Raw genomic sequence first — 21437 nt, 5'->3', positions numbered from 1 at the left:
ATTGGGCAAGGCCAAAAAAACGGGTCGATTATTCGACCCGTTTTTTTATGCGCAGATTTCAAGCGCTGGCGCGCCCTGCTTTTAACGTGCCGCTTGAAGCTTGTGGCTTGCCGCTGCGCCGCTCCTGAACAGGAACAGCGTCGCCATGAGGCCCATGACGGCGGCACCGGTCAGCCAGATGCCGGGGGCGGCCTTGTTGTCCAGGGCGTGGATCAGGTAAGTGCAGGCCGCTGGTGTAAAGCCGCCAAAGGTGGCTGTGGCCAGGCTGTAGGCCAGCGAGAAGCCGGTGGTGCGCACCTCGACCGGCATGATTTCGGTCAGGGCCACGACCATGGCGCCGTTGTAGGAGCCGTACAGGAACGACAGCCACAGTTCGACCGTCAGCAGGTGGCCGAAACTGGGGTGGGCAACCAGCCACGACAAGGCCGGGTAGGCGCTGGCAATGGCCAGGACCGTGGCGCCGATCAACAGCGGCTTGCGGCCGATGCGGTCGGACAGCGCGCCCATCACCGGCAGCCAGACGAAGTTGGACAGCCCCACGCAGACGGTAACCAGCAGGCTTTCAAGGTCCGTGAGGTTCAGCTCGTTCTTGCCGAAGGTCGGGGTGTAGGCCGTGATCAGGTAGAACGACACGGTGGTCATGACCACCAGCGCCATACCGGCGATGACCAGGCCGAAGTTCTGCCGGATCGAGCGCAGCACTTCACTTAAGGTCGGGCGATGCTTGCGTGCTTCGAACTCAGGCGACTCTTCCAGTGAACGGCGAATGACAAACAGCGCCGGCACGATCATGCAGCCAATGAAGAACGGCAGGCGCCAGCCCCAGTCGCCCATCTGCTCCGGGCTCAGCCAGTGGTTGAGGCCCACGCCCAACAGGCCGGCGAAAACCACGGCTGCCTGCTGGCTGGCCGATTGCCAACTGACGAAAAAACCCTTGCGCCCTGGCGTGGCGATTTCGGCCAGGTACACCGAGACGCCGCCCAGTTCTACGCCGGCCGAAAAGCCTTGCAGCAAGCGTCCCAGCAGCACCAGCAAGGGGGCGGCCAGGCCAATGCTGGCGTAGCCGGGCACGCAGGCGATCAGCAAGGTGCCCATGGCCATCAGCGCCAGGGTAATCAACAGGCCCTGGCGACGGCCGTGACGGTCGATGTAGGCGCCCAAAAAGATCGCGCCCAGCGGACGCATCAGAAAGCCGGCACCGAAGGTGGCCAGCGACAGCATCAATGAAGCGAATGCGCTCTGCGCCGGAAAGAAGGTCTTGGCAATGGCCGTGGCGTAGAAGCCATAGACCATGAAGTCGAACATCTCGAGAAAGTTGCCGCTGACAACGCGAAAGATCGCCTTGCCTTTGCTGGTTGTTGAGGTCATCGGAGCTGACTCTTCGGGCTGATTATTGGAGGAGGGGGTCAGTCTGTCGGCTGCAGGCGCAGCACTCCGGGTCTGCGCCCGGATGCGGAAGTCATTTGTAACAATATGTTTTAAGAATGCAGGAGACAACCGTTGTAGAGCGGTTGCGGTGACCAAGGACGTCTGGTTCAAGCTTTGTTCAGGTTGGTAAAAGCAATCCAGCGTCCGTTTTCAGGAGAAAAATTGGCCATCGACTCGACCAAGGGGTAATGTTCCCCGCTTCGACGCAGCGCTAGACTGCGCCGCGTGATTTAGCCCGGGAAGCCAGAGTGGCAGCCCGGCCTGTTCTAAAGGAGTACGCATGGCTGTCTACAACTACGATGTCGTGGTATTGGGGTCCGGTCCTGCCGGGGAAGGGGCGGCGATGAACGCTGCCAAGGCGGGTCGCAAGGTGGCCATGGTCGACAGCCGTCGCCAGGTCGGCGGCAACTGCACCCACCTGGGCACCATCCCCTCCAAGGCATTGCGTCACTCGGTCAAGCAGATCATCCAGTTCAACACCAACCCCATGTTTCGCGCCATCGGCGAACCACGCTGGTTCTCGTTCCCCGATGTGCTGAAAAACGCCGAGATCGTCATCTCCAAGCAGGTGGCCTCGCGCACCAGCTATTACGCCCGTAACCGCGTCGATGTGTTCTTCGGTACCGGCAGCTTTGCCGACGAGAACAGCATCAATGTGGTCTGCGCCAATGGCGTGGTCGAAAAGCTGGTGGCCAACCAGATCATCATCGCTACCGGTTCCCGGCCTTATCGCCCCTCCGATATCGACTTCTCCCACAAGCGTATCTACGACAGCGACACCATCCTCAGCCTGAGCCATACCCCGCGCAAATTGATCATCTACGGCGCAGGCGTCATCGGCTGCGAATACGCCTCGATCTTCAGTGGCCTGGGCGTGCTGGTCGAGCTGGTCGACAACCGCGACCAGTTGCTGAGCTTCCTGGACAAGGAAATCTCCCAGGCGCTGAGCTATCACTTCAGCAACAACAACGTGATGGTGCGTCACAACGAAGAGTACGAGCGGGTCGAAGGCCTGGAAAACGGTGTGATCCTGCACCTCAAATCGGGCAAGAAGATCAAGGCCGATGCCTTGCTGTGGTGCAACGGCCGTACCGGCAACACCGACAAGCTGGGGCTTGAGAACATCGGCCTTAAAGCCAATGGCCGTGGCCAGATCGAGGTCGATGAAAACTATCGCACCAAGCTGGGCAATATCTACGGTGCCGGTGATGTGATCGGCTGGCCGAGCCTAGCCAGTGCCGCCTATGACCAGGGTCGTTCGGCGGCCGGCAGTGTGGTCGAGAACGGCAGCTGGCGCTATGTCAATGACGTGCCGACCGGGATCTACACGATTCCGGAGATCAGTTCGATCGGCAAGAACGAAAGCGAGCTGACCGAGGCCCGAGTGCCTTACGAAGTCGGCAAGGCGTTCTTCAAGGGCATGGCGCGGGCACAGATTTCCGGCGAGCGCGTCGGCATGCTGAAAATCCTGTTCCACCGCGAGACCCTGGAAGTGCTGGGCGTGCATTGCTTTGGCGACCAGGCTTCGGAGATCGTGCACATCGGCCAGGCGATCATGAACCAGCCCGGTGAAGCCAATACCCTCAAGTACTTCGTCAACACCACCTTCAACTATCCGACCATGGCCGAAGCCTATCGGGTGGCGGCGTACGACGGGCTCAACCGGCTTTTTTGAGCGGCTCCGGCCGGTGGCCTGAGCCGGCCGGAGAAACCGGATTCAGCGATTCCCGAGGGTGGCGCTGGCCAAACCGGGAAAGTCTGTAATCAGGCTGTCCACGCCGAAGTCGGCGAGCCTGCGCATCAGCGCGGGCTCGTTGACTGTCCACACCGACACGTGCAACCCCTGGCGCTGCGCTTTTTGCAGGCGCTCGGGCGTGCACAGCGTCCAGTTCAGCGCCAGGATCTCGCAGCCATAGCCTTGCGCGACCTTCAGCGGGTCCAGCCAGGCATACTCGGCCACCAGTCCGCGGGCAATGTCCGGCGTCAGTTCCAGTGCGGCACGCAGCACTTCGCGGGAGCTTGACGTGATGGTCACTTTGTCCAGCAAGCCGTGGCGCTGCACCAGTTCCCGAATCGCCAGCACCGTGTTGGCCGCACGGGTGCGTGAGGCACTCTTGACTTCCAGTTGCCAATGCTCGAAATCGCACTGCTCGAACAGCGTCTCCAGGCGCGGAATGGGGCAGGGTTGTGCCCAGCCCGGCCCCCCGTGGCGGGCGTCATAGGTTTCCAGGTCACTTGCCAGATGCTCGTTGACCTTGCCGCCGCGCTGGGTGGTGCGCTTGAGGGTCGGGTCGTGGATGACCATCAGCTCGCCGTCGCGCGACAGGTGCAGGTCCAGCTCGCAGCGCCGCACGCCTTGCTGCAGGCATTGCTGGAAGCTGGTGAGGGTGTTTTCCGGTGCTTCGCCTTTGGCGCCGCGATGGCCGTAGATCAGGGTCACAAATACTCCTTGGGTTTGAACAGAGCGGCTCAGGATTGCGGCGGTTCCGCCTGCTCCAGGGCCTGGCGGCGCTGCTGGGCCTGACGCTGCAAGACGTGTCGGGCCAGCAATTGTCGCTGGGCATCGGGCAGTTCGACAAATTCTGTATCGATTTCGTAATCGCCGTCTTCCCGGGTTTCACAGCTCACCACCCGGGCCACCAGCATCATGCCGGCCGCTTGTGGCATTAATACCATTTTGATCGACAGTAGCGCGTCCACGGCATAGGGCTGGGCTGCATGAAACTGCACGCCGGCCTCGGACAGCAATACCGGCTGCGGCGTGCCCAGCTCGCCCAGCGCCGTGTGCGCCACGACCTGGCCGAGCAGGTCGATACGCTTGCTGAGAGCCTTGAGAAAACTGTTGAGCACCCGGTCGCGCTCGTCGAGCTGGCGCAGCAGATGCTGGGATTCGAACTCGCTGACATGCAGCTCGCTGAGCAGTTCGAACAAGGCCGTGATGCGGGGCATGGCGCAGCTGGCGGCCTCGGTCAGAGGGTTAATTTCCAGTGCGACGCTGTCCTCGATACGGTAGTATTCGCGGCGTCTTTCTTCATCTAGTGTCGACATGGCGAACCCGTGCTAACGGCTATGGTCAGAGAGCTTCGAGTGTAAGGCCGAGCGTTTCGGCCCGCCACACGGATGTCCCATTCCTGCGAACAATTCCCTACATGTTCAGACCTCTTTTTGCATTCATCGGCACGCGTTATACCCGTGCCAAGCGACGTAATCATTTTGTCTCCTTCATTTCCCTGACCTCAATCATTGGCCTGGCGCTTGGCGTGGTGGTGATGATCGTAGTGCTGTCGGTCATGAACGGCTTCGACCACGAGATGCGGACCCGGGTGCTGGGCATGGTGCCCCACGCCACCCTGGAGTCCGATGAGCCGATCCGCGACTGGCCCGCCCTGGCGAGCAAGGTCGGCGCTCACGCCGGGGTGGTCGCCGTGGCGCCGTTCACCCAGATGCAAGGCCTGCTCAGCCACGCCGGCACGGTGCAAAAGGTCTTGCTCAATGGTATTGACCCGGCTCAGGAACCCAAGGTTTCGATCATCGATCAATTCATTCGCCAGGGTGCCCTGAGCGCGCTGGCGCCGGGTGAGTTCGGCATCATGATCGGCGACAAGGCCGCCGCCAGGCTGGGCGTTGCCGTAGGTGACAAGCTGACCTTCGTGGCCCCGGAAGTGGCGGTGACCCCGGCCGGCATGTTCCCGCGCATGAAGCGCTTTACCGTGGTAGGCATCTTTCATGTCGGCGCCGGCGAAATCGACGGCTACCTGGGCCTGACCAATATCGAGGACCTGGGCCGCCTGCGCCGCTGGCAGCCCGATCAGGTCCAGGGCCTGCGCCTGAAGTTCGATGATCTGTTCCAGGCACCGAAGGTGTCCTGGGAGATTGCCCAGCAACTGGGCAGCGACCACTATTGGTCGCGCGACTGGATGCGCACCCACGGCAACCTGTACCAGGCCATCCGCATGGAGAAGTCCATGATCGGCCTGCTGCTGTTGCTGATCGTGGCGGTGGCGGCATTCAACATCATCTCCACGCTGGTGATGGTGGTCAACGACAAGAAGGGCGATATCGCCATCCTGCGCACCCTGGGCTCCACGCCCGGGCAGATCATGGCGATCTTCATGGTCCAGGGTACGGTGATCGGCGTGGTCGGCACCCTGATCGGCGCGGGCGTCGGCATCCTGGCTGCGCTCAATGTCAGTAGCGCCATCGCCGCCCTCGAAGGCCTGATCGGCCACAAGTTTCTCAATGCGGATGTCTACTTCATCGATTACCTGCCTTCGCAGTTGATGGCCCAGGACGTGTTCCAGGTCTGCGGTGCCGCATTGGTCCTGAGTTTCTTCGCCACCTTGTATCCGGCCTGGCGCGCAGCGCGTACCCAGCCGGCAGAGGCGTTACGTTATGAGTGAGTCGGGCATGTCTGAAAAAGCCGTATTGAGTTGCCGCAACCTGGGTAAATCCTACGAGGAGGGCCCTGAGTCGGTGGTGGTGCTGTCCAACCTGCAACTGGAGTTGTTTCCCGGCGAGCGGGTGGCGATCGTTGGCAGTTCCGGCTCTGGCAAAAGTACTTTGCTCAACCTGCTGGGTGGCCTGGATACGCCGTCCGAGGGCAGCGTATGGCTGGCTGGCGAGCAGTTGTCGGCGCTGAACGAGAAGGCCCGTGGCCTGTTACGCAACCGGGCGCTGGGGTTCGTGTACCAGTTCCACCACCTGTTGCCCGAGTTCACTGCACTGGAAAACGTCTGCATGCCGCTGCTGATCGGCAAGACGGCCATCCCCGAGGCGCGCAAGCGGGCCACGGCGCTGCTGGAGCGGGTCGGCCTGGGCCATCGCCTGGCGCACAAGCCGGCCGAGTTGTCCGGTGGCGAGCGTCAGCGTGTCGCCATCGCCCGGGCGCTGGTCAACGAGCCGGGGCTGGTAATGCTCGACGAGCCCACCGGCAACCTTGACCACCACACCGCACAGGGTATTCAGGACCTGATGCGCGAGCTGAGCACGGCCTCGCGCACGGCGTTTCTAGTGGTCACCCATGACCTGAATCTGGCCAGGCAGATGGATCGTATCCTGCGCCTGGAAGACGGCCACCTGGTCGCCGTCTGATTCATCCGGCCTGACGCCCGTTGAGCGGGTGCCGGGCCGATCTTTTTGCCAAGGTGCCCTGCGAATGTTCCGACCCTTATCCATCTTCATCGGCGCCCGCTACACCCGGGCCAAGCGCCGCAAGAACTTTATCTCGTTCATCTCCATGACCTCGATGATCGGCCTGGCCCTGGGGGTGCTGGCCATGATCGTGGTGCTGTCGGTGATGAACGGCTTCCAGCGTGAAATGAGCTCGCGCATCCTCGGCATGGTGCCACATGCGGCGATCCTCGGCGTCAAGCCGCTGGATGACTGGCAAGCCACGGCCGACGCCGCCTTGCGCAACCCGGAAGTGGTGGCCGCCGCGCCGCTGACCGAAATGGAAGGCATGCTGTCCTACCGTGGCCTGATGCAGCCGATCCAGGTCAGCGGTATCGATCCTGCCCGTGAGCATGCAGTGTCGATCGTGACGCAGCACATCACCCGTGGCAGCCTCGATGGCCTCAAGCCCGGTGAGTTCGGTGTGGTGCTGGGCGAAATCACCGCACGGCGCTTTCGGGTCAATGTCGGCGACGCCCTGACCCTGATCGTGCCGGAAATCAGCAACGCCCCCGGTGGCATCACGCCGCGCTTGCAGCGCCTGACCGTGGTCGGGCTGTTCAAGGTCGGTGCCGAGCTGGACGGCTCCATGGCGCTGATGCACATCGCCGACGCCGGGCAGATGCAGCGCTGGCAGCCCGGCCAGGTGCAAGGCGTGCGCCTGGCGCTGAAAGATCTTTACCAGGCCCCGAAAATCTCGACCGACATCGCCAAGGCGCTGGGGCAGGGCTACCGTGCCGATGACTGGACCCACACCCAGGGCAGCCTGTTCAGTGCCATGAAAATGGAAAAGACCATGATCGGCCTGTTGCTGCTGATGATCGTGGCGGTGGCGGCGTTCAACATCATTGCCACCTTGATCATGGTGGTCAATGACAAGGGGGCTGACATCGCGATCCTGCGCACCATCGGCGCCACGCCCCGGCAGATCATGGGCATCTTCATTGTCCAGGGCTCGCTGATCGGTGTGGTCGGCACCCTGATCGGCGGGGTGCTCGGGGTGATCGCCGCGCTGAATGTCAGTGCGCTGGTCGGCTGGTTCGAACGGGTCAGTGGCCAGCATGTGTTCAGTGCCGACGTGTATTTCATCAGCAACCTGCCTTCCGAACTGCAAGGCGGCGACGTGCTGCTGATCTGTGGGGCCGGTTTTGTCCTGAGCTTCCTGGCGACCATCTACCCGGCCTGGCGCGCCGCCAAGATCGAGCCGGCGCACGCCTTGCGCTACGAGTAGGCTGTCAGAGTCGAATCACGAAGCGGGTCAGCCCGGCGGCCGACTCGCCGTGAATCGTGCCGCCGTGGGCCTGGATGATCGAGCGGCTGATCGCCAGCCCAAGCCCTGCGTGGGCCTGGCTGTCGGGCCGCGCCGGGTCGACCCGATAGAAGCGGTCGAACAGGCGTGACAGCACCGCCGGGTCAAGGGTCTGGCCCGGGTTTTCTACGCTCAGCTCCACGCCAGCGGCCACGGCCTGCAACGTGACGCGCACCTGGCCGCCGGTCGGGGTGTAGCGCACGGCATTGTCCAGCAGGTTGGACAACACTCGGCGCAGCAGTGCCCGGTCTGCGCGTGCGGTTGCCTGACCTTCGCGGTGCAGGGTGATGCCGGCGTCTTCAGCCAGGGGCGTGAAGTACTCCAGCACCGCATCGACCTCTTGTTCAAGGTGCAGTCGATCATGGACGGGTGTCAGCAAGCCCTGTTCGGCCTTGGCCAGCAACAGCATGTCGTTGACCATCTGTGTCAGGCTTTGCAGTTCTTCAAGGTTGCCCAGCAGCGCTTCGCGGTACTGCTCCAGTGCGCGGGGACGGGCCAGAGTGACCTGGGTCTGGGTCAGCAGGTTCGACAGCGGCGTGCGCAATTCATGGGCGATGTCGGCGCTGAACGCTGACAGACGCTGAAAGCCCTCCTCCAGGCGCGTGAGCATGGCATTGAAGGCACGGGTCAGTTCGGCCAGTTCGGCGGGCATCTCGTGTTCGGGCAGGCGCGTGGTCAGTGAACTGGCCGAGACGCCGGCGGCCACTTTACTCATGCGTTGCAAGGGCCGTAGGCCGCTGCGCGCCGCCCAGGCACCGAGCAATGCGGTGACCAGTGCGCACAGGCCGACCGTCAGCCAGATCAGGTGCTGCATGCGTTGCAGGAAATGCTGGTGATGGGTGATGTCCAGCACCAGGGTCAGCAGGGGCGAGTCGGGGTGCCCAGGGTGCAGGGCGGTGGTGAAGACCCGGTAAGCGCCTTGTGCATTGCTGAAGGCATGCAGGCCGGGCACAAGCAGGGTGGCGGGCAGGGCAGGGGCCGTGTCCAGCCACGGCTGACCTTGTGCATCGCGCAGGCGCAGCGTCATGTCGGCCGAGTGACTGGGCTTGCCCAGCAGTGGCTGGCGCGCCTTGAAGGCTTGCAGGCTGTCTACGCCCTGCAGACCGTTGCGCAGGCTGGCCACCTGGGCGTCGAACAGTTGCTGGTCCAGTTCGATGAAATGGCTGGCACTGGCCTGGCTGAACAGCAGGCCGGCGATCAGTGACACCCCGGCCGTGCAGCCGGCGAACAACAGTGCCAGGCGACTGCGCAGCGACAGCCTCATGGCGCCTGCTCCTGTAACACATAGCCCAGGCCGCGCACGGTATGGATCAGTTTGACTGCAAAGTCATCGTCGACTTTCATGCGCAAGCGGCGGATGGCGACCTCGATGACGTTGGTGTCGCTGTCGAAGTGCATGTCCCAGACCTGGGCTGCAATCAGTGACTTGGGCAACACCTCGCCCTGACGGCGCAACAGCAGCTCCAGTAAGGCAAACTCCTTGACGGTCAGGTCCAGCCGCTGGCCGGCCCGCTCGACCTTGCGTTGCAGCAAGTCCAGTTGCAGTTCGCCCAGTTGCAAGCGGGTGTCGGCTGGCACGGTCCGGCGTCGCAGCAGAGTGCGCACCCGGGCGAGCAATTCGGCAAAGGCAAACGGCTTGACCAGGTAGTCATCGGCCCCCAGTTCCAGGCCATGTACGCGGTCTTCGATGGCGTCGCGAGCGGTGAGAAACAGCGCCGGGGTCTGCAAGCCTGCGCGGCGCACCTGCTCAAGGATCTGCCAGCCGTCCACGCCGGGCAGCATCACGTCGAGAATCAACAAGGCGTGCTCGCCGCTCAGGGCGCGTTGCAGACCCGAATGACCGTCATTGATCCATTCGCTGTCGAAGCCGGCCTCGCTCAATCCCTGGTGCAGATAATGACCCGTCTTGGGTTGATCTTCGACGATCAGTAGTTTCATCGCAGGCTCGTATGGATCGCAAAAGGGCTTTATAGCGCGTTGTGGCGAGCAACGGCACAAGCTGACAAGGTTGTAATGCTGATCGGTGTGGGCTGAAAGCGCCACGCAAACCCGCTAGACTTGCGCGGTTCATTCTTGAAGTCCAGGTATCACCATGCACCCCGCCGCCGAACATTCTCCACTGGGCAAGTCCAGTGAGTACATTTGCACCTACACGCCCTCGCTGCTGTTCCCGATTCCGCGCACCGCAAAATGGGCTGAACTGGGGCTGACCGCGCAGACCTTGCCGTATCAGGGTGTCGATATCTGGAACTGCTACGAGCTGTCCTGGCTGCTGCCTTCGGGCAAGCCGGTGGTGGCCATCGCCGAGTTCAGCGTGCCGGCCGACTCGCCCAATATCATCGAGTCGAAGTCGTTCAAGCTGTACCTCAACTCCCTGAACCAGAGTGTGTTCGCCGATCGCCAGCAACTGCAGCAAGTGTTGGTGGCCGATTTGTCGGCCGCCGCCGGCAAGCCGGTGGGCGTGGTCATTCACAGCCTGGATGAGGTTCAGGCGCAGGGCGTGGCCGGTTTGCCGGGCACGTGCATCGATGAGCTGGATATCGAGGTCAGCAGCTATGACCATCCGCGTCCTGAATTACTGCGCTGCGATGCAGCGCGCGTGGTCGAAGAAAGCCTGCACACGCATTTGCTCAAGTCCAATTGCCCGGTGACCAGCCAGCCCGACTGGGGCAGCGTGGTGGTCCAGTACCGTGGCGCAGCGCTGGATCACGCCAGTCTGCTGGCCTACATCGTCAGCTTCCGCCAGCACTCGGATTTTCATGAGCAATGCGTGGAGCGCATTTTTCTCGACCTGCAACGCCTGCTCAAGCCGCAGTCGCTGACGGTTTATGCGCGCTATGTACGCCGTGGGGGGCTGGACATCAACCCTTATCGCAGTACCGAGGCCGTATCGGTGGATAACGGTCGCCTGGCGCGGCAATAAGCCGGTTGCACGAAAAAGCCCGTCATTCGACGGGCTTTTTCGTATCCGGGCGCCAGGTTTTCAGATGCCCATGCTGCCCAGGGTATTCATGATGTTGCGCAAGGTGACGGCCACGCCGGGGTGCTCGACCTCGAAGCGCTCGACGGCGAGGTTGACGTTGTCGGACAGACTGGAGTCCTGCTCTTGAGTCAGGTTTTCCAGCTCTATTTTAGTTTCAATTTGTTGCATGAGTTCGTGCATGCGGTCACGCTCTTCCTGCAACAGTGGCGGATTCTGCTCCAGTTGCTCACGCAGGGTATTGAGCTGTTCTTGCAGTTCGCGGGCAGGCATACGGTGCTCCTTGATCGATAAGTCTGATTCATGGACTGCGCCGTCAGACGAAAGGTCCGTGATGCCTGTAAGACTAATCCATTGCCCGCCTTTCTGCCGCTGACCGCCGTCAGGGTTTTTCGCCTTTGCGGCGCCGCAGGCTGATATCGGCCAGGCACGATTCCAGTTCGCCCAGATGATCGATGACCGAGTGCGCGCCCAGCGCATACAACTGCAGGGTGGCCTGGGCGCGCAGGCGTTCACGCTCGTGGCTGTCCAGTGCCTGCCATTGCGCCGGCGACAGGCCGCACAGCGGACCACAAGAGGCCAGGCCGATGGTCCACAGCCCGGCATTGAGCCCGGAGCGCAACAGGCGCGGCTCGCCGCTGACCAGTACGCACCCCTCAAGCTGGTTGACCTTGAGGGCCATCAGCGCCAGCCAGCAGGCATCCGGCGCCGGCCAGCGCACCTGGCTGCGTGCGGTGGCGGTGATCAGGTTGCCCAGCGGGGCCGACAAGGTCTGGCTCAGCGGATCGGGCAGCTCATCCAGCCAGGCACAGGGAATGCCTTGTTGCCGCAGGCTTTGCAGGTTTTCAAGTGCGCCGGGCGTCAGTTGGGTGTGAGTGTCAGCGGCAAGGGCGGCGCCCTTGCTGGCTGTGCCGGCCTGTGCGCCAAAATCCACCAGGCAGCCGCTGAGGCCGAACAGCAGGGCAGAAAACGCCGGCAGGGGTGTGGCAACCGGTGCGAGCATGATGAAGATCTCTGAAATACTGATGCACGCTACCGACGGGTGATGACAGAAATATGAATGTGTCATGACGGGCCGGTGTTTATTACAGGTCTGCCTTATTTAGCGGTGAACCCCTTATACTGCCCGTCTTTGCCCGAAGCCTCATGCCCGGGGCATTACTTTCTGACAGGAGTTTGCGTCATGCCCTTACCGCGTAGCGGCTTTATCGAGCGATTGACCCGGCTGTCCTTGTGCATCGGTGTCGCGATGGTCCCTGTAGCCGTCCAGGCTGCAGAAGATGACCCATGGGAAGGCGTCAACCGTGCCATCTTTCGTTTCAACGACGTGGTCGACACCTACACCCTCAAGCCGATCGCCCAAGGCTATCAGTACATTGCGCCGCAGTTTGTCGAAGACGGCGTGCACAACTTCTTCAACAACATCGGCGATGTCGGCAACCTGGCCAACAACGTGCTGCAACTCAAGCCGGCCGATGCCGGTGTCGACAGCGCACGGCTGATCTTCAACACGACTTTCGGTCTGTTGGGCCTTATCGATGTCGGCACTTACATGGGCCTGCAGCGCAACGATGAAGACTTCGGCCAGACCCTGGGTCGCTGGGGCGTGGGCAGCGGTCCGTACGTGGTGCTGCCGTTGTTCGGCCCCAGCACCGTGCGCGATGCCCTGGCCCGTTACCCGGACACCTACACTTCGCCTTACCGCTACATCGATCACGTACCGACCCGCAACACGGCGCTGGGCGTGAACCTGATCGACACCCGTGCCAGCCTGTTGTCGGCCGAGCGCCTGGTCACTGGCGACAAGTACACCTTCATCCGCAATGCCTACCTGCAGAACCGTGAGTTCAAGGTCAAGGACGGCCAGGTCGAAGACGACTTCTGATCAGAGGATGCTCGTCGATCGACCTGCATGGCAGCTCGGTCGACGCAGCGTCAGGTTCAGCTTTCGGCAAACGCCTTCAGCGCGTTGCCTTCCATTCGGTAGCGCACCCATTCGTTCTGCGGCTGCGCGCCGATCGATTCATAGAAGCGGATGGCCGGTTCGTTCCAGTCCAGTACGCTCCACTCGAAACGTCCGCAGCCGTTGTCGCAGGCTTGTCGGGCCAGGTACTTGAGCATCTGCTTGCCGGCGCCTGTGCCTCTATGCTCCGGTGTGATGTAAAGGTCTTCCAGGTACAGGCCATTACAGCCCAGCCAGGTCGAGTAACTGAAAAAGTACACCGCAAAGCCGATGGGCCGATCGTTGTATGAGCCGATCAGCGCCTGGGCACTGGCCTGCGGGGCGAACAGCGTGCGCTCAATGTCGGCAACGCTGGCAATGACTTCGTGCCGGGCCTTTTCATAGTCGGCCAGTTCAGTGATGAAGGTCAGGATCTGTGCTGCGTCGTCCGGGCGGGCGGGGCGTATGTGCAGGCTCATGTGGCGACATCCGTCAAAGAAGAAGCGTTCATGCTAGGCGAAGCCATAAACTGCATGTACTGCAATTTCTTCAGGTCTTATTGAATATCATGCATCCTGCTCTGCGCCGTCTCGATCTGAATCTGCTGCTGGTTTTCGACACCCTGTACCGCCACCGTACCGTCGCTCGCGCCGCGCATGAGTTGTCGATCAGTGCCTCGGCTTTCAGTCATGCCCTGGCCCGCCTGCGCGAAGCGCTGAGCGATGAGTTGTTCGTGCGCCACGGCAATCGCATGCACCCCACCCAGCGCGCCGACGCGCTGGCAGTGGCGGTCACGCAGAGCCTCAAGGTGTTGTCGGATCAACTGGAGCAATGGGAGCCTTTCGAGCCCTCAAACAGCGAGCGCGTGTTTGTGTTCGCCGCCACCGACTACACCGCGCTGCAACTGTTGCCGCCATTGCTGGAACGCCTGCAGCAGGTGGCGCCTCGGTTGTGTGTGAAGGTGGTGCATTCCGAGCGCAAGGTGTGCATTGAGGACCTGGCCAGTGGCCGGATTGATTTTGCCCTGGGCTATGGCGAGGATCGCGACAGCCTGCCGGCAGGGGTGGAGAGTGAGGACTGGATGAGCGGCCGTTACTGCGTGATCGCCCGCCGTGATCATCCAAGGGTTGGTACGCAGCTTGACCTGCAGGGGTATCTGGCTGAGCGGCATGCCGTTGTCACGCCGTGGGGCGAGGCGTGCGGGGTGGTGGACCTGGCCTTGCAGGGCATGGGACTCAAGCGCGATGTCGCCTTGCAGCTGCCGTTTGTGATGCTGTGCCCGTTCATCATCGCGCGCAGCGACTTGCTCATGACCCTGCCTGAACAGGCGGCCCGTCTGTTGAGCGCTTCAACAGACATTGTGTGCCATGCGCCACCGTTCACCCTGGCGCCCTATACGCTGCGGCTCTACAGCCATCGCAAATATGCACGCAGCGACGCGCATCTATGGATGGCCGGGCAATTGCGTGCGCTGTTCACACAGTCAAGGACGTCTTGAGGGTGTCAGCTCATTGCCACGATCGACAGGCCCAGTTTCTGGCCACCATCATCCTGGTCGGCAATCCACACCACTTCGGTATCGGCCTCCAGGCCCGTGAGCGCCGGGTGGTCGGAGTCGATGCGCACGCTGAGTTTGTCACCCACCTGAAAGGCCCGTGGTGCCTGAACCTGCATGCCGCTGCTGGACAGGTCCAGGCACACGGCCGAGATGACCTGCCCTGCGTGAATGATGCTGATGTCGGCGTCGACGCGCATGCGAATGAAGTCGCGCTTCTCGGCATAGCCTTGATCGATTCGGCTCATGGTGGGTCCTATGTTTTGGTTGCTGATTTGTGCGTTCTTATAACTCCCGGTGATTTGCGATGTAAAGTCGCAAATCGAGCAGGGCAGTACGCTTGAAACGCCCGTCGGATGGGAGTACCGTCTGCGCCTTGAAGGGCACCTCTGAAGACCGACAGCATGGCCGAATCCTGACGGCCTGTTTTCGCAGAGTGGCTAGAAAGCGAATCCAGTAAGCAGAACCCGGAACCTACCGGGTCGCCTACCTCAACCTGATCTGGCGCCGTTTGCCCACATGCCTAAAACCAGTGCAACGCTGCTGATTATCGACGACGACGACGTGGTGCGCGCAAGCATTGCGGCCTACCTGGAAGACAGCGGCTTCAATGTCCTGCAGGCCAGTAACGGCTTGCAAGGCGTGCAGACGTTCGAGCAACAACGCCCTGATCTGGTGATCTGCGACCTGCGCATGCCGCAAATGGGCGGGCTCGAGCTGATCCGTCAGGTCAGCGCCATCGCCCCGCAAGTACCGGTGATCGTGGTGTCCGGCGCAGGGGTCATGAGCGATGTGGTCGAGGCCTTGCGCCTGGGCGCTGCCGATTACCTGATCAAGCCGCTTGAAGACCTCGCCGTCCTTGAACATTCGGTCGGCCGGGCCCTTGACCGTGCGCGGCTCGAGCAGGAAAACCGGCTTTATCGCCAGAAGCTTGAAACCGCCAATCGCGAGCTTGAAGCCAGTCTGCACCTGCTCCAGGAAGACCAGGATGCCGGTCGCCAGGTGCAGATGAACATGCTGCCGATCAGCCCGTGGTCCATCGAGCAGTTCAACTTTGCGCATGAAATCATCCCGTCGTTGTACCTGTCGGGCGATTTCGTCGATTACTTTCGCGTCGATGACCGCCGCGTGGCGTTCTACCTGGCCGATGTCTCAGGTCATGGCGCGTCTTCGGCGTTCATCACCGTGCTGCTCAAGTTCATGACCACCCGGCTGCTGTTCGAGTCCAAGCGAGGCGGTGCGCTGCCGGAGTTCAAGCCCTCCGATGTGCTGGGCCACCTCAATCGTGGGCTGATCAGCTGTAAGCTGGGCAAGCATGTGACCATGGTTGGCGGCGTGATCGATGAGCTGGCCGGGACGCTGACCTATGCGGTGGGCGGCCATTTGCCGCTGCCGGTGCTGTATACCGATGGCAAAGCCAGCTATCTTGAAGGGCGTGGGCTGCCAGTGGGTCTGTTCCAGGAAGCGACCTACCAGAACTACACGATCGAGTTGCCTGCGTCATTCAGCCTGACGCTGTTGTCTGATGGCATACTGGATCTATTGCCCGGTGATACACTCAAGGAAAAGGAAGCCGCTCTGCCTGTACAGGTCGAGACGGCGGGCGGCAGCCTGGATGGTCTGCGCGGGGTTTTTGAATTGGCTACGCTAGGGGAGATGCCGGATGATATCGCCTTGTTAGTGTTAAGCAGGAATCTTTGATGAGTACCGGTAGAATCCAGTTCGCCGAGCAGGAAGGCACTTTCGTTCTCAAGTTCGTGGGCGAAGTGCGTTTGACCTTGTGCTCGGCCTTGGATGCGACGATCGAGCGCATCTTTACAGCGCTGAATTTTTCGGCTGTCGTGATCGATCTGACCGAAACACGCAGCATCGACAGCACGACACTGGGCCTGCTGGCCAAGCTGTCGATCCTGTCGCGGCAGAAAGTGGGGCTGTTGCCCACGGTGGTCACCACCCACGAAGACATAACGCGGCTGCTGCAGTCGATGGGCTTCGATCAGGTGTTCAACATTGTCGATCACCCTGTGCCGTGCCCTGAGTGTCTTACCGACCTGCCATCCCAGGACCAGGGCGAGGAAGTGGTCAAGGCCAAGGTGCTGGAAGCGCACAAGATCCTGATGGGGCTCAACGAGTCCAATCGCGAGGCGTTTCATGACCTGGTCAACGCGCTTGAAGGGCAGCGCTGACAGCGGCACAACGCTTTTGCCGTCTCGATGAGAAAGGGCGATACCCATGGGTATCGCCCTTTTTGCATCAGGCCTTCGCGGCGAGCAAAGCTTCGAGCTTTTCCTGATCGCGGGCAAACTGGCGGATGCCTTCGGCCAGTTTCTCGGTGGCCATGGCGTCTTCGTTGGACAGCCAGCGGAATTCACGCTCGCCAAGGCTCTGGCGCGGTTCACCGGCCTGACCGGGAACCAGTTTGCGTTCCAGGGTGCCCTGGTCTTCAGCCAGTTGCTTGAGCAGCTCGGGGCTGATGGTCAGGCGATCGCAGCCGGCCAGTTGTTCGATCTGACCGATATTGCGGAAGCTGGCGCCCATGACCACGGTGTTGAACCCGTTGGCCTTGTAGTAGTTGTAGATGCGTGCGACCGACTGTACGCCCGGGTCTTCAGCACCGGTGTATTCCTGGCCGGTGGACTTCTTGTACCAGTCGTAGATACGACCCACGAAGGGTGAGATCAGAAATACGCCAGCCTCGGCACAGGCCACAGCCTGGGCGAAGGAGAACAGCAGGGTCAGGTTGGTCTGGATGCCTTGCTTCTCGAGCGTCTCGGCGGCGCGGATGCCTTCCCAGGTCGACGCCAGCTTGATCAGGATGCGCTCGCGACCGACACCGGCCTCTTCATACAGGCCGATCAGGCGTTGGCCGCGCTCGATCAGGGCCGGTGTGTCGAAAGACAGGCGGGCATCAACCTCGGTGGACACGCGGCCTGGCACGACATCCAGGATCTTGCGGCCGATGGCCACGGCAAAGCGGTCGCACGCCAGGCCGATGTCGCCCTGGCTGCCACTGAACGCTTCACCCAGCAGTGCTGCGTTGCTTTCGCTGGAGGCCGCTTTCAGCAGCAGGGAAGGGTTGGTGGTGGCATCGACCGGCTTGAGGCGGGCGATGGCATCGAAGTCGCCGGTATCGGCCACGACGGTGGTGATTGCTTTGAGTTGTTCCAGCTTGGAAGTCATGAGTGTGCTCTGTCCTTTGGTGGAGTGACATTACCCGAGCGTAGTCGACCGCTCAAGGGTACGGTCGTGGCGGCGCTTGCACGCCATGCAGACTAGGTTGGAGCATCAGGGCCGCGGCTTGTTCCCGGAAAATGCCGACCTGCACGCGCTGGGCCTGAACCGTCGAGTGTACGCTTGCCTGTCTGACGATCCAGACAGGCGCCGTTAAAAATAAACAAGGCATGACGCCTTGTTGCAACGCTTTACCTTAGACTGATGGCGCACACAATCATCAAGGACGTATGAGCATGCCCGAACTTTCCAGCCTCCTGGCGTTTGCCCTGATCTCTCTGGGTATGGTGCTCACGCCTGGCCCCAACATGGTCTATCTCATCTCGCGCTCGATCTGCCAGGGACGCATGGCCGGGCTGATCTCGCTCGGTGGCGTAGCGCTGGGTTTTGTCTTCTACATGCTTTGTGCTGCTGTAGGTATCACGGCCCTGGTCATGGCCGTGCCTTACGCCTACGACACCCTGCGGCTGGGGGGCGCACTGTACCTGCTGTACCTGGCCTGGCAAGCGGTCAAGCCCGGTGGCCGCTCACCGTTCCAGGTACGCGACCTGCCCAAGGACAGCCCGCGCAAGCTGCTGCTGATGGGCTTTGTCACCAACCTGCTGAACCCGAAGATCGCGGTCATGTACCTGTCGTTGCTGCCGCAATTCATCCAGCCTGAAGGTCACGGCAGCGTCCTGCTGCAATCGCTGATCCTGGGCTCGACCCAGATTCTTGTCAGTGTCAGCGTCAACGCGGTGATTGCGGTCATGGCCGGATCCATCGCGGTGTTCCTGGCCGGTCGGCCGGTGTGGCAGGTGGTGCAGCGCTGGTTGATGGGCACGGTGCTGGCGGGGCTGGCGGTGCGGATGATCGTGGAGGGGCGGCGATAAGGGTGATCATCGTCCTGGCGCCTCGCAGCTTGGGTGCTGGACGTTCAGAGGGGTTCCTGGCTGATTTTTTCAACATTCAGCCGAAGCTTCCTGCTTATGGCCGCGTTCACGACGGTCTCGGAAATCAGCGGATCAATCCACACAATATGATCGACAAAGAAAAAGTCGGGTGCCGTGCCTTCGCGTACCTGGAGGCGAAGCTTCTTTATTCCCCTGGCCTTGTAGTCGGCCGCCAGCGTGCCGTTGGCCAGCTTGGCCAGCACCATGGGCTTTCCTGCGTATTCTGAATTCAGGTAATCGAAACAGGCCATCTTGTGGCGGGCGTGAATCAGGAAGTAGCTGTTCTCCGTCGCCTGTGCGCTGGAGTAACGTGCATCTGCCTCCAGGAAAAGCAGATCGTTTTCAAGGTGCTCCAGCACCGTTTTCATGGCAGCGGATACGAAGAACGCGCCGCACGTCGTCAGAAAAAAATCGGCCTTCAGTTTTTTTACGCGCTTGTCCAGCACCAGGCCGATTCGGGTCCCGGGCCTTATGATGTCTTTACCCACCTGGTAGTAATCCGGGAGCGCAGGCGAGAACGTCACGTCACCGTCGATAAAGGATCCCTCTGGAGACTCATGACGAAGAATGTAGTACTGCAATAGTGTCTCTCCTGTTTTTGTAGAGCCCGTGCGGCATACGCTATGTCCTTGCTCGTGGCCGAATATGAATGGCCAGACATGCCGCGCCAGCGAAGATGGCCAGCGCACCGACCGGGCCTGCCGCATTCATCGTCGCGCCAAACAGAGGGGTGCCAATGGCCTGACCCAGCGCCAGGCTGAGAAACGGAAGGCCCAATCCCAGGTCGGGTCGATCTGAAAGCAGATTGATCCCTTGAATCAGAAAGGTCCCGGAGGACACGATGTAGGCGGCGCCGAACAGACTCATGGACACAAAGCCATACGCGGGAGAAAAGGACGTTGCCGCCAGGCCCAGGGTGCCCGCAGCGATCCCGAGCAGTGCGCAGCCATGTACGCGTGCTGTACCCAACCGATTGGTCAGCAGACCGGTCAGCGACCCGCAGACCCCCGACGCACCGACAACAATCCAGACCCAGGCCAGGCGGGTATCGGTAAAGTGGAAATCACTGCGCAGGATGTCGGCGCCAAATGTCCAGATGGCGGTGCTCGATAGCCCCATCAGCGCGCTGCTGGTACACAGGGCAAGTACGCCAGGCCGACTGAAGATTGAAAGCAACGGTCTATTGGCTTGCTGGTCGTTCCGGCAAGGCGGTACGGCAAACCAGACCCATGCCGTGACGCCCGCGCCGATTATCGCAAACAGGCCGTAGAGCTCGCGCCAGGCACCTGCAGCCAACAGGGCTGCGATGCCGGAAAATACGATACCGGCTGCGGTACCTGCGTTGATGGTCCCGTTTGCCTTGGCACTGTCGCGGTCACTGAACCGGGCGGCCACTGCGGTCGCGAGGGGCGGCGAGGTCAAGCCCGTGCTCAATCCAGCCAACCCGATGCCCAGGCCCAACGTCCATCCTGACGAAGAAAATGCCACAAGGCCCATGCCGAACGTGGCTGCAAGCGCGGCTGACAGGGCAATGAGGCGAGTCCCCAATGTGCCTATGCTGCAAAAGGCCAGAATGATTCCGACACAGTAAGCCGCAAAGGCGCTACCGCCAATCCATCCCGCAGCGGTGTAGCTCAGCGACAGCTCATCTCGAATCTGGGGCAGCATCAATCCATAGGCAAACCGTGCCAGTCCATAGGACAGCGCGGTCAAGGTGAAAGCTGCCGCGACGAGGTTCAGTCCGCGCCTCATGGCTGGCCTGTGGCGAGTGTCAAGAGTGACCGTGCAGCGTTCCCGGCCTCGTCGATAATCGATGCGCCAGCAACACTGGCGGCTGCGGTTGCGCCCTCGAACAGTAACCAGATCTGGGTGGCGAGGCGTTCATCGCTTCGGCCCAGGACGAGACGTATGCGTTGTGCGACTTCGTTGCGAAATTCGGTTTTCTGACGATGAACGAGCGCGACGATTTCGCTATTTGCCTGGGCATATTCGCTGCGTGCTCGTAGCAACATACAGCCAAGCGTACCGTGCCCCTCGACCCAGTCGCGCAGCGTATTGAACAGCGCCTCGATGTCACCTGGCTGCTTTTCGAGCTGCTGCATGAACGCGCGATGCCTGGCCTCGAGAACCGCAAGAACCAGTCCGTCGCGTGAGCCAAAATGCTTGTAGAGCGTACGGGTGGAGACGCCAGAGGGCGCAATCACACGATCGATGCCGATGCCTCGAAACCCCTCTGCCTCAAAGAGGCGAGTGGCTTCTGTGATTATTTCAGTGCGTTTATCCATGTACCGAATGTACAACGATCGTTTTACATGTCAAGCAGGGCATCGTTCAAGCCAGCACGAAACGAGACCCCAGGCCTGAAAGGATGCGAGAGGGTGGAAGAAGATCGTGGGTAGCTACAGCTTGAAAACCGTAAGTTGTTAGTGGAGAGTCACAGGCGGATAGCTGAAAAAAAGGAAGCTGATGTGAGCCTGCAAGAGAAACACCACTCATTGAGCCTCGAAATTGCTGCATTGGATGCGCAACTGTGCGCGAAAGAGTCGCTTGCAAAGCAGATTGGCCTGGTGCCTTTCATTCTGGGTGCCTTGAGCGCAGGCGCTGCCCTCACCGCCGCACATCTCCTGTACGCCTTGTAATCGCCCCAGCCAGCGCCTTCACATTCGGTGTGGGGATTTTGGATTCTGCATCAAAGTAACTGACTACCATACGCCGGCAAACGCCGGCCGGTCTCGCGCACCTGATGGGTCGGTTTGATGTCGAGCCGGGCTCGCGGTGGAAGGCCTGGCTTTCCTGATAGACTGTCTGGCCATCGCGATCAAGCCTGAGCTGTGCGGTGTAGCTGACCGAATTGTCCTTGCGCTTGCGTGCTGTGATGCTTCCCATTTTCC

At 61.3% G+C, this 21437-nt stretch carries 24 protein-coding genes; 11 read left to right on the top strand and 13 right to left on the bottom strand.

Annotated features, from left to right (window positions below; genetic code table 11):
• Positions 1 to 81: 81 nt before the first annotated feature.
• Positions 82 to 1368, bottom strand: coding sequence for an MFS transporter (locus ASF84_RS17740; RefSeq protein WP_056840108.1), 1287 nt, complete (start codon positions 1366 to 1368; stop codon positions 82 to 84).
• 340 nt (positions 1369 to 1708) lie between these two features.
• Between ASF84_RS17740 and sthA the strand changes: the two genes are divergently transcribed.
• Positions 1709 to 3103 (top strand): Si-specific NAD(P)(+) transhydrogenase, encoded by a 1395-nt coding sequence (gene sthA / locus ASF84_RS17735; RefSeq protein WP_056840107.1) that lies wholly within the window; start codon positions 1709 to 1711, stop codon positions 3101 to 3103.
• A 42-nt stretch (positions 3104 to 3145) separates the two neighbouring features.
• Here sthA and ASF84_RS17730 read toward each other — a convergent pair whose 3' ends face one another.
• Positions 3146 to 3868 carry a glycerophosphodiester phosphodiesterase gene (locus tag ASF84_RS17730; RefSeq protein WP_056840106.1) on the bottom strand — a complete coding sequence of 241 codons (723 nt, stop codon included), beginning with the start codon at positions 3866 to 3868 and terminating at the stop codon, positions 3146 to 3148.
• A 29-nt stretch (positions 3869 to 3897) separates the two neighbouring features.
• Positions 3898 to 4476: a PilZ domain-containing protein gene (locus tag ASF84_RS17725; RefSeq protein ID WP_056840105.1), complete on the bottom strand. Its 579-nt coding sequence runs from the start codon at positions 4474 to 4476 to the stop codon at positions 3898 to 3900.
• 101 nt (positions 4477 to 4577) lie between these two features.
• Here ASF84_RS17725 and ASF84_RS17720 point away from each other — a divergent pair, with 101 nt between their 5' ends.
• The 3 genes from ASF84_RS17720 (at position 4578) to ASF84_RS17710 (ending at position 7828) form a co-directional block, all read left to right on the top strand.
• On the top strand, positions 4578 to 5828 hold the full coding sequence (locus ASF84_RS17720) for a lipoprotein-releasing ABC transporter permease subunit (protein WP_056840104.1): 1251 nt from the start codon (positions 4578 to 4580) through the stop codon (positions 5826 to 5828).
• 7 nt (positions 5829 to 5835) lie between these two features.
• Positions 5836 to 6519 carry a lipoprotein-releasing ABC transporter ATP-binding protein LolD gene (gene lolD / locus ASF84_RS17715; RefSeq protein WP_177339471.1) on the top strand — a complete coding sequence of 228 codons (684 nt, stop codon included), beginning with the start codon at positions 5836 to 5838 and terminating at the stop codon, positions 6517 to 6519.
• A 64-nt stretch (positions 6520 to 6583) separates the two neighbouring features.
• On the top strand, positions 6584 to 7828 hold the full coding sequence (locus ASF84_RS17710; RefSeq protein ID WP_056840102.1) for a lipoprotein-releasing ABC transporter permease subunit: 1245 nt from the start codon (positions 6584 to 6586) through the stop codon (positions 7826 to 7828).
• A 4-nt stretch (positions 7829 to 7832) separates the two neighbouring features.
• Here the strand turns inward: ASF84_RS17710 and ASF84_RS17705 are convergent, their stop codons facing one another.
• Together ASF84_RS17705 and ASF84_RS17700 are read right to left on the bottom strand one after the other, a co-directional pair.
• Positions 7833 to 9170, bottom strand: coding sequence for a heavy metal sensor histidine kinase (locus ASF84_RS17705; RefSeq protein WP_056840101.1), 1338 nt, complete (start codon positions 9168 to 9170; stop codon positions 7833 to 7835).
• The gene (locus ASF84_RS17700) at positions 9167 to 9844 is read right to left on the bottom strand and encodes a heavy metal response regulator transcription factor (protein ID WP_056840100.1); all 678 of its coding nucleotides are present in this window, start codon (positions 9842 to 9844) and stop codon (positions 9167 to 9169) included. Before ASF84_RS17700 ends, ASF84_RS17705 begins: the two co-directional genes overlap by 4 nt.
• A gap of 154 nt (positions 9845 to 9998) precedes the next feature.
• Between ASF84_RS17700 and queF the strand changes: the two genes are divergently transcribed.
• Positions 9999 to 10829 carry an NADPH-dependent 7-cyano-7-deazaguanine reductase QueF gene (queF, locus tag ASF84_RS17695; protein ID WP_056840099.1) on the top strand — a complete coding sequence of 277 codons (831 nt, stop codon included), beginning with the start codon at positions 9999 to 10001 and terminating at the stop codon, positions 10827 to 10829.
• A gap of 60 nt (positions 10830 to 10889) precedes the next feature.
• Here queF and ASF84_RS17690 read toward each other — a convergent pair whose 3' ends face one another.
• Both ASF84_RS17690 and ASF84_RS17685 read right to left on the bottom strand, forming a co-directional pair.
• Positions 10890 to 11159 carry a DUF4404 family protein gene (locus tag ASF84_RS17690; protein WP_056840098.1) on the bottom strand — a complete coding sequence of 90 codons (270 nt, stop codon included), beginning with the start codon at positions 11157 to 11159 and terminating at the stop codon, positions 10890 to 10892.
• 109 nt (positions 11160 to 11268) lie between these two features.
• Positions 11269 to 11889, bottom strand: a complete 621-nt coding sequence (locus ASF84_RS17685; RefSeq protein WP_056840097.1) for a hypothetical protein — start codon at positions 11887 to 11889, stop codon at positions 11269 to 11271.
• Between the two features lie 180 nt (positions 11890 to 12069).
• Here ASF84_RS17685 and ASF84_RS17680 point away from each other — a divergent pair, with 180 nt between their 5' ends.
• On the top strand, positions 12070 to 12771 hold the full coding sequence (locus tag ASF84_RS17680; protein ID WP_056840096.1) for an MlaA family lipoprotein: 702 nt from the start codon (positions 12070 to 12072) through the stop codon (positions 12769 to 12771).
• Between the two features lie 56 nt (positions 12772 to 12827).
• Here the strand turns inward: ASF84_RS17680 and ASF84_RS17675 are convergent, their stop codons facing one another.
• Positions 12828 to 13307, bottom strand: coding sequence for a GNAT family N-acetyltransferase (locus ASF84_RS17675; RefSeq protein ID WP_056840095.1), 480 nt, complete (start codon positions 13305 to 13307; stop codon positions 12828 to 12830).
• A gap of 89 nt (positions 13308 to 13396) precedes the next feature.
• On the opposite strand from ASF84_RS17675, the gene ASF84_RS17670 reads away from it, so the two are divergent.
• A complete protein-coding gene (locus ASF84_RS17670; RefSeq protein WP_056840094.1) occupies positions 13397 to 14326 on the top strand; it encodes a LysR family transcriptional regulator in 930 nt (309 codons plus the stop codon).
• 5 nt (positions 14327 to 14331) lie between these two features.
• Here the strand turns inward: ASF84_RS17670 and ASF84_RS17665 are convergent, their stop codons facing one another.
• Positions 14332 to 14631, bottom strand: a complete 300-nt coding sequence (locus tag ASF84_RS17665; RefSeq protein WP_056840093.1) for a PilZ domain-containing protein — start codon at positions 14629 to 14631, stop codon at positions 14332 to 14334.
• A gap of 271 nt (positions 14632 to 14902) precedes the next feature.
• On the opposite strand from ASF84_RS17665, the gene rssB reads away from it, so the two are divergent.
• Positions 14903 to 16084: a two-component system response regulator RssB gene (gene rssB / locus ASF84_RS17660; protein ID WP_056840092.1), complete on the top strand. Its 1182-nt coding sequence runs from the start codon at positions 14903 to 14905 to the stop codon at positions 16082 to 16084.
• Positions 16084 to 16569 carry an anti-sigma factor antagonist RssC gene (gene rssC / locus ASF84_RS17655; protein WP_056840091.1) on the top strand — a complete coding sequence of 162 codons (486 nt, stop codon included), beginning with the start codon at positions 16084 to 16086 and terminating at the stop codon, positions 16567 to 16569. Before rssB ends, rssC begins: the two co-directional genes overlap by 1 nt.
• Before the next feature lie 67 nt (positions 16570 to 16636).
• Here rssC and tal read toward each other — a convergent pair whose 3' ends face one another.
• The gene (gene tal, locus ASF84_RS17650) at positions 16637 to 17563 is read right to left on the bottom strand and encodes a transaldolase (protein ID WP_056840090.1); all 927 of its coding nucleotides are present in this window, start codon (positions 17561 to 17563) and stop codon (positions 16637 to 16639) included.
• A 287-nt stretch (positions 17564 to 17850) separates the two neighbouring features.
• On the opposite strand from tal, the gene ASF84_RS17645 reads away from it, so the two are divergent.
• The gene (locus tag ASF84_RS17645; protein ID WP_056840089.1) at positions 17851 to 18486 is read left to right on the top strand and encodes a LysE family translocator; all 636 of its coding nucleotides are present in this window, start codon (positions 17851 to 17853) and stop codon (positions 18484 to 18486) included.
• A 44-nt stretch (positions 18487 to 18530) separates the two neighbouring features.
• Here the strand turns inward: ASF84_RS17645 and ASF84_RS17640 are convergent, their stop codons facing one another.
• The 3 genes from ASF84_RS17640 to ASF84_RS17630 are packed head-to-tail and all read right to left on the bottom strand — an operon-like array spanning position 18531 to position 20831.
• On the bottom strand, positions 18531 to 19127 hold the full coding sequence (locus ASF84_RS17640; RefSeq protein WP_056840088.1) for an imm11 family protein: 597 nt from the start codon (positions 19125 to 19127) through the stop codon (positions 18531 to 18533).
• 40 nt (positions 19128 to 19167) lie between these two features.
• Complete coding sequence (locus ASF84_RS17635; RefSeq protein ID WP_056840087.1) at positions 19168 to 20298, bottom strand: MFS transporter; 1131 nt, start codon at positions 20296 to 20298, stop codon at positions 19168 to 19170.
• The gene (locus ASF84_RS17630) at positions 20295 to 20831 is read right to left on the bottom strand and encodes a TetR/AcrR family transcriptional regulator (RefSeq protein WP_056840193.1); all 537 of its coding nucleotides are present in this window, start codon (positions 20829 to 20831) and stop codon (positions 20295 to 20297) included. Before ASF84_RS17630 ends, ASF84_RS17635 begins: the two co-directional genes overlap by 4 nt.
• Positions 20832 to 21014: 183 nt before the next feature.
• Here ASF84_RS17630 and ASF84_RS29160 point away from each other — a divergent pair, with 183 nt between their 5' ends.
• Entirely contained in the window at positions 21015 to 21185 is a 171-nt protein-coding gene (locus ASF84_RS29160) for a hypothetical protein (protein WP_156684267.1), read from the top strand.
• Positions 21186 to 21437 lie beyond the last annotated feature (252 nt).

The sequence above is a fragment of the Pseudomonas sp. Leaf127 genome (genome assembly GCF_001423155.1).
Taxonomy (GTDB): domain Bacteria; phylum Pseudomonadota; class Gammaproteobacteria; order Pseudomonadales; family Pseudomonadaceae; genus Aquipseudomonas; species Aquipseudomonas ovata.
This window is presented reverse-complemented; position numbering and strand designations above follow the sequence as displayed.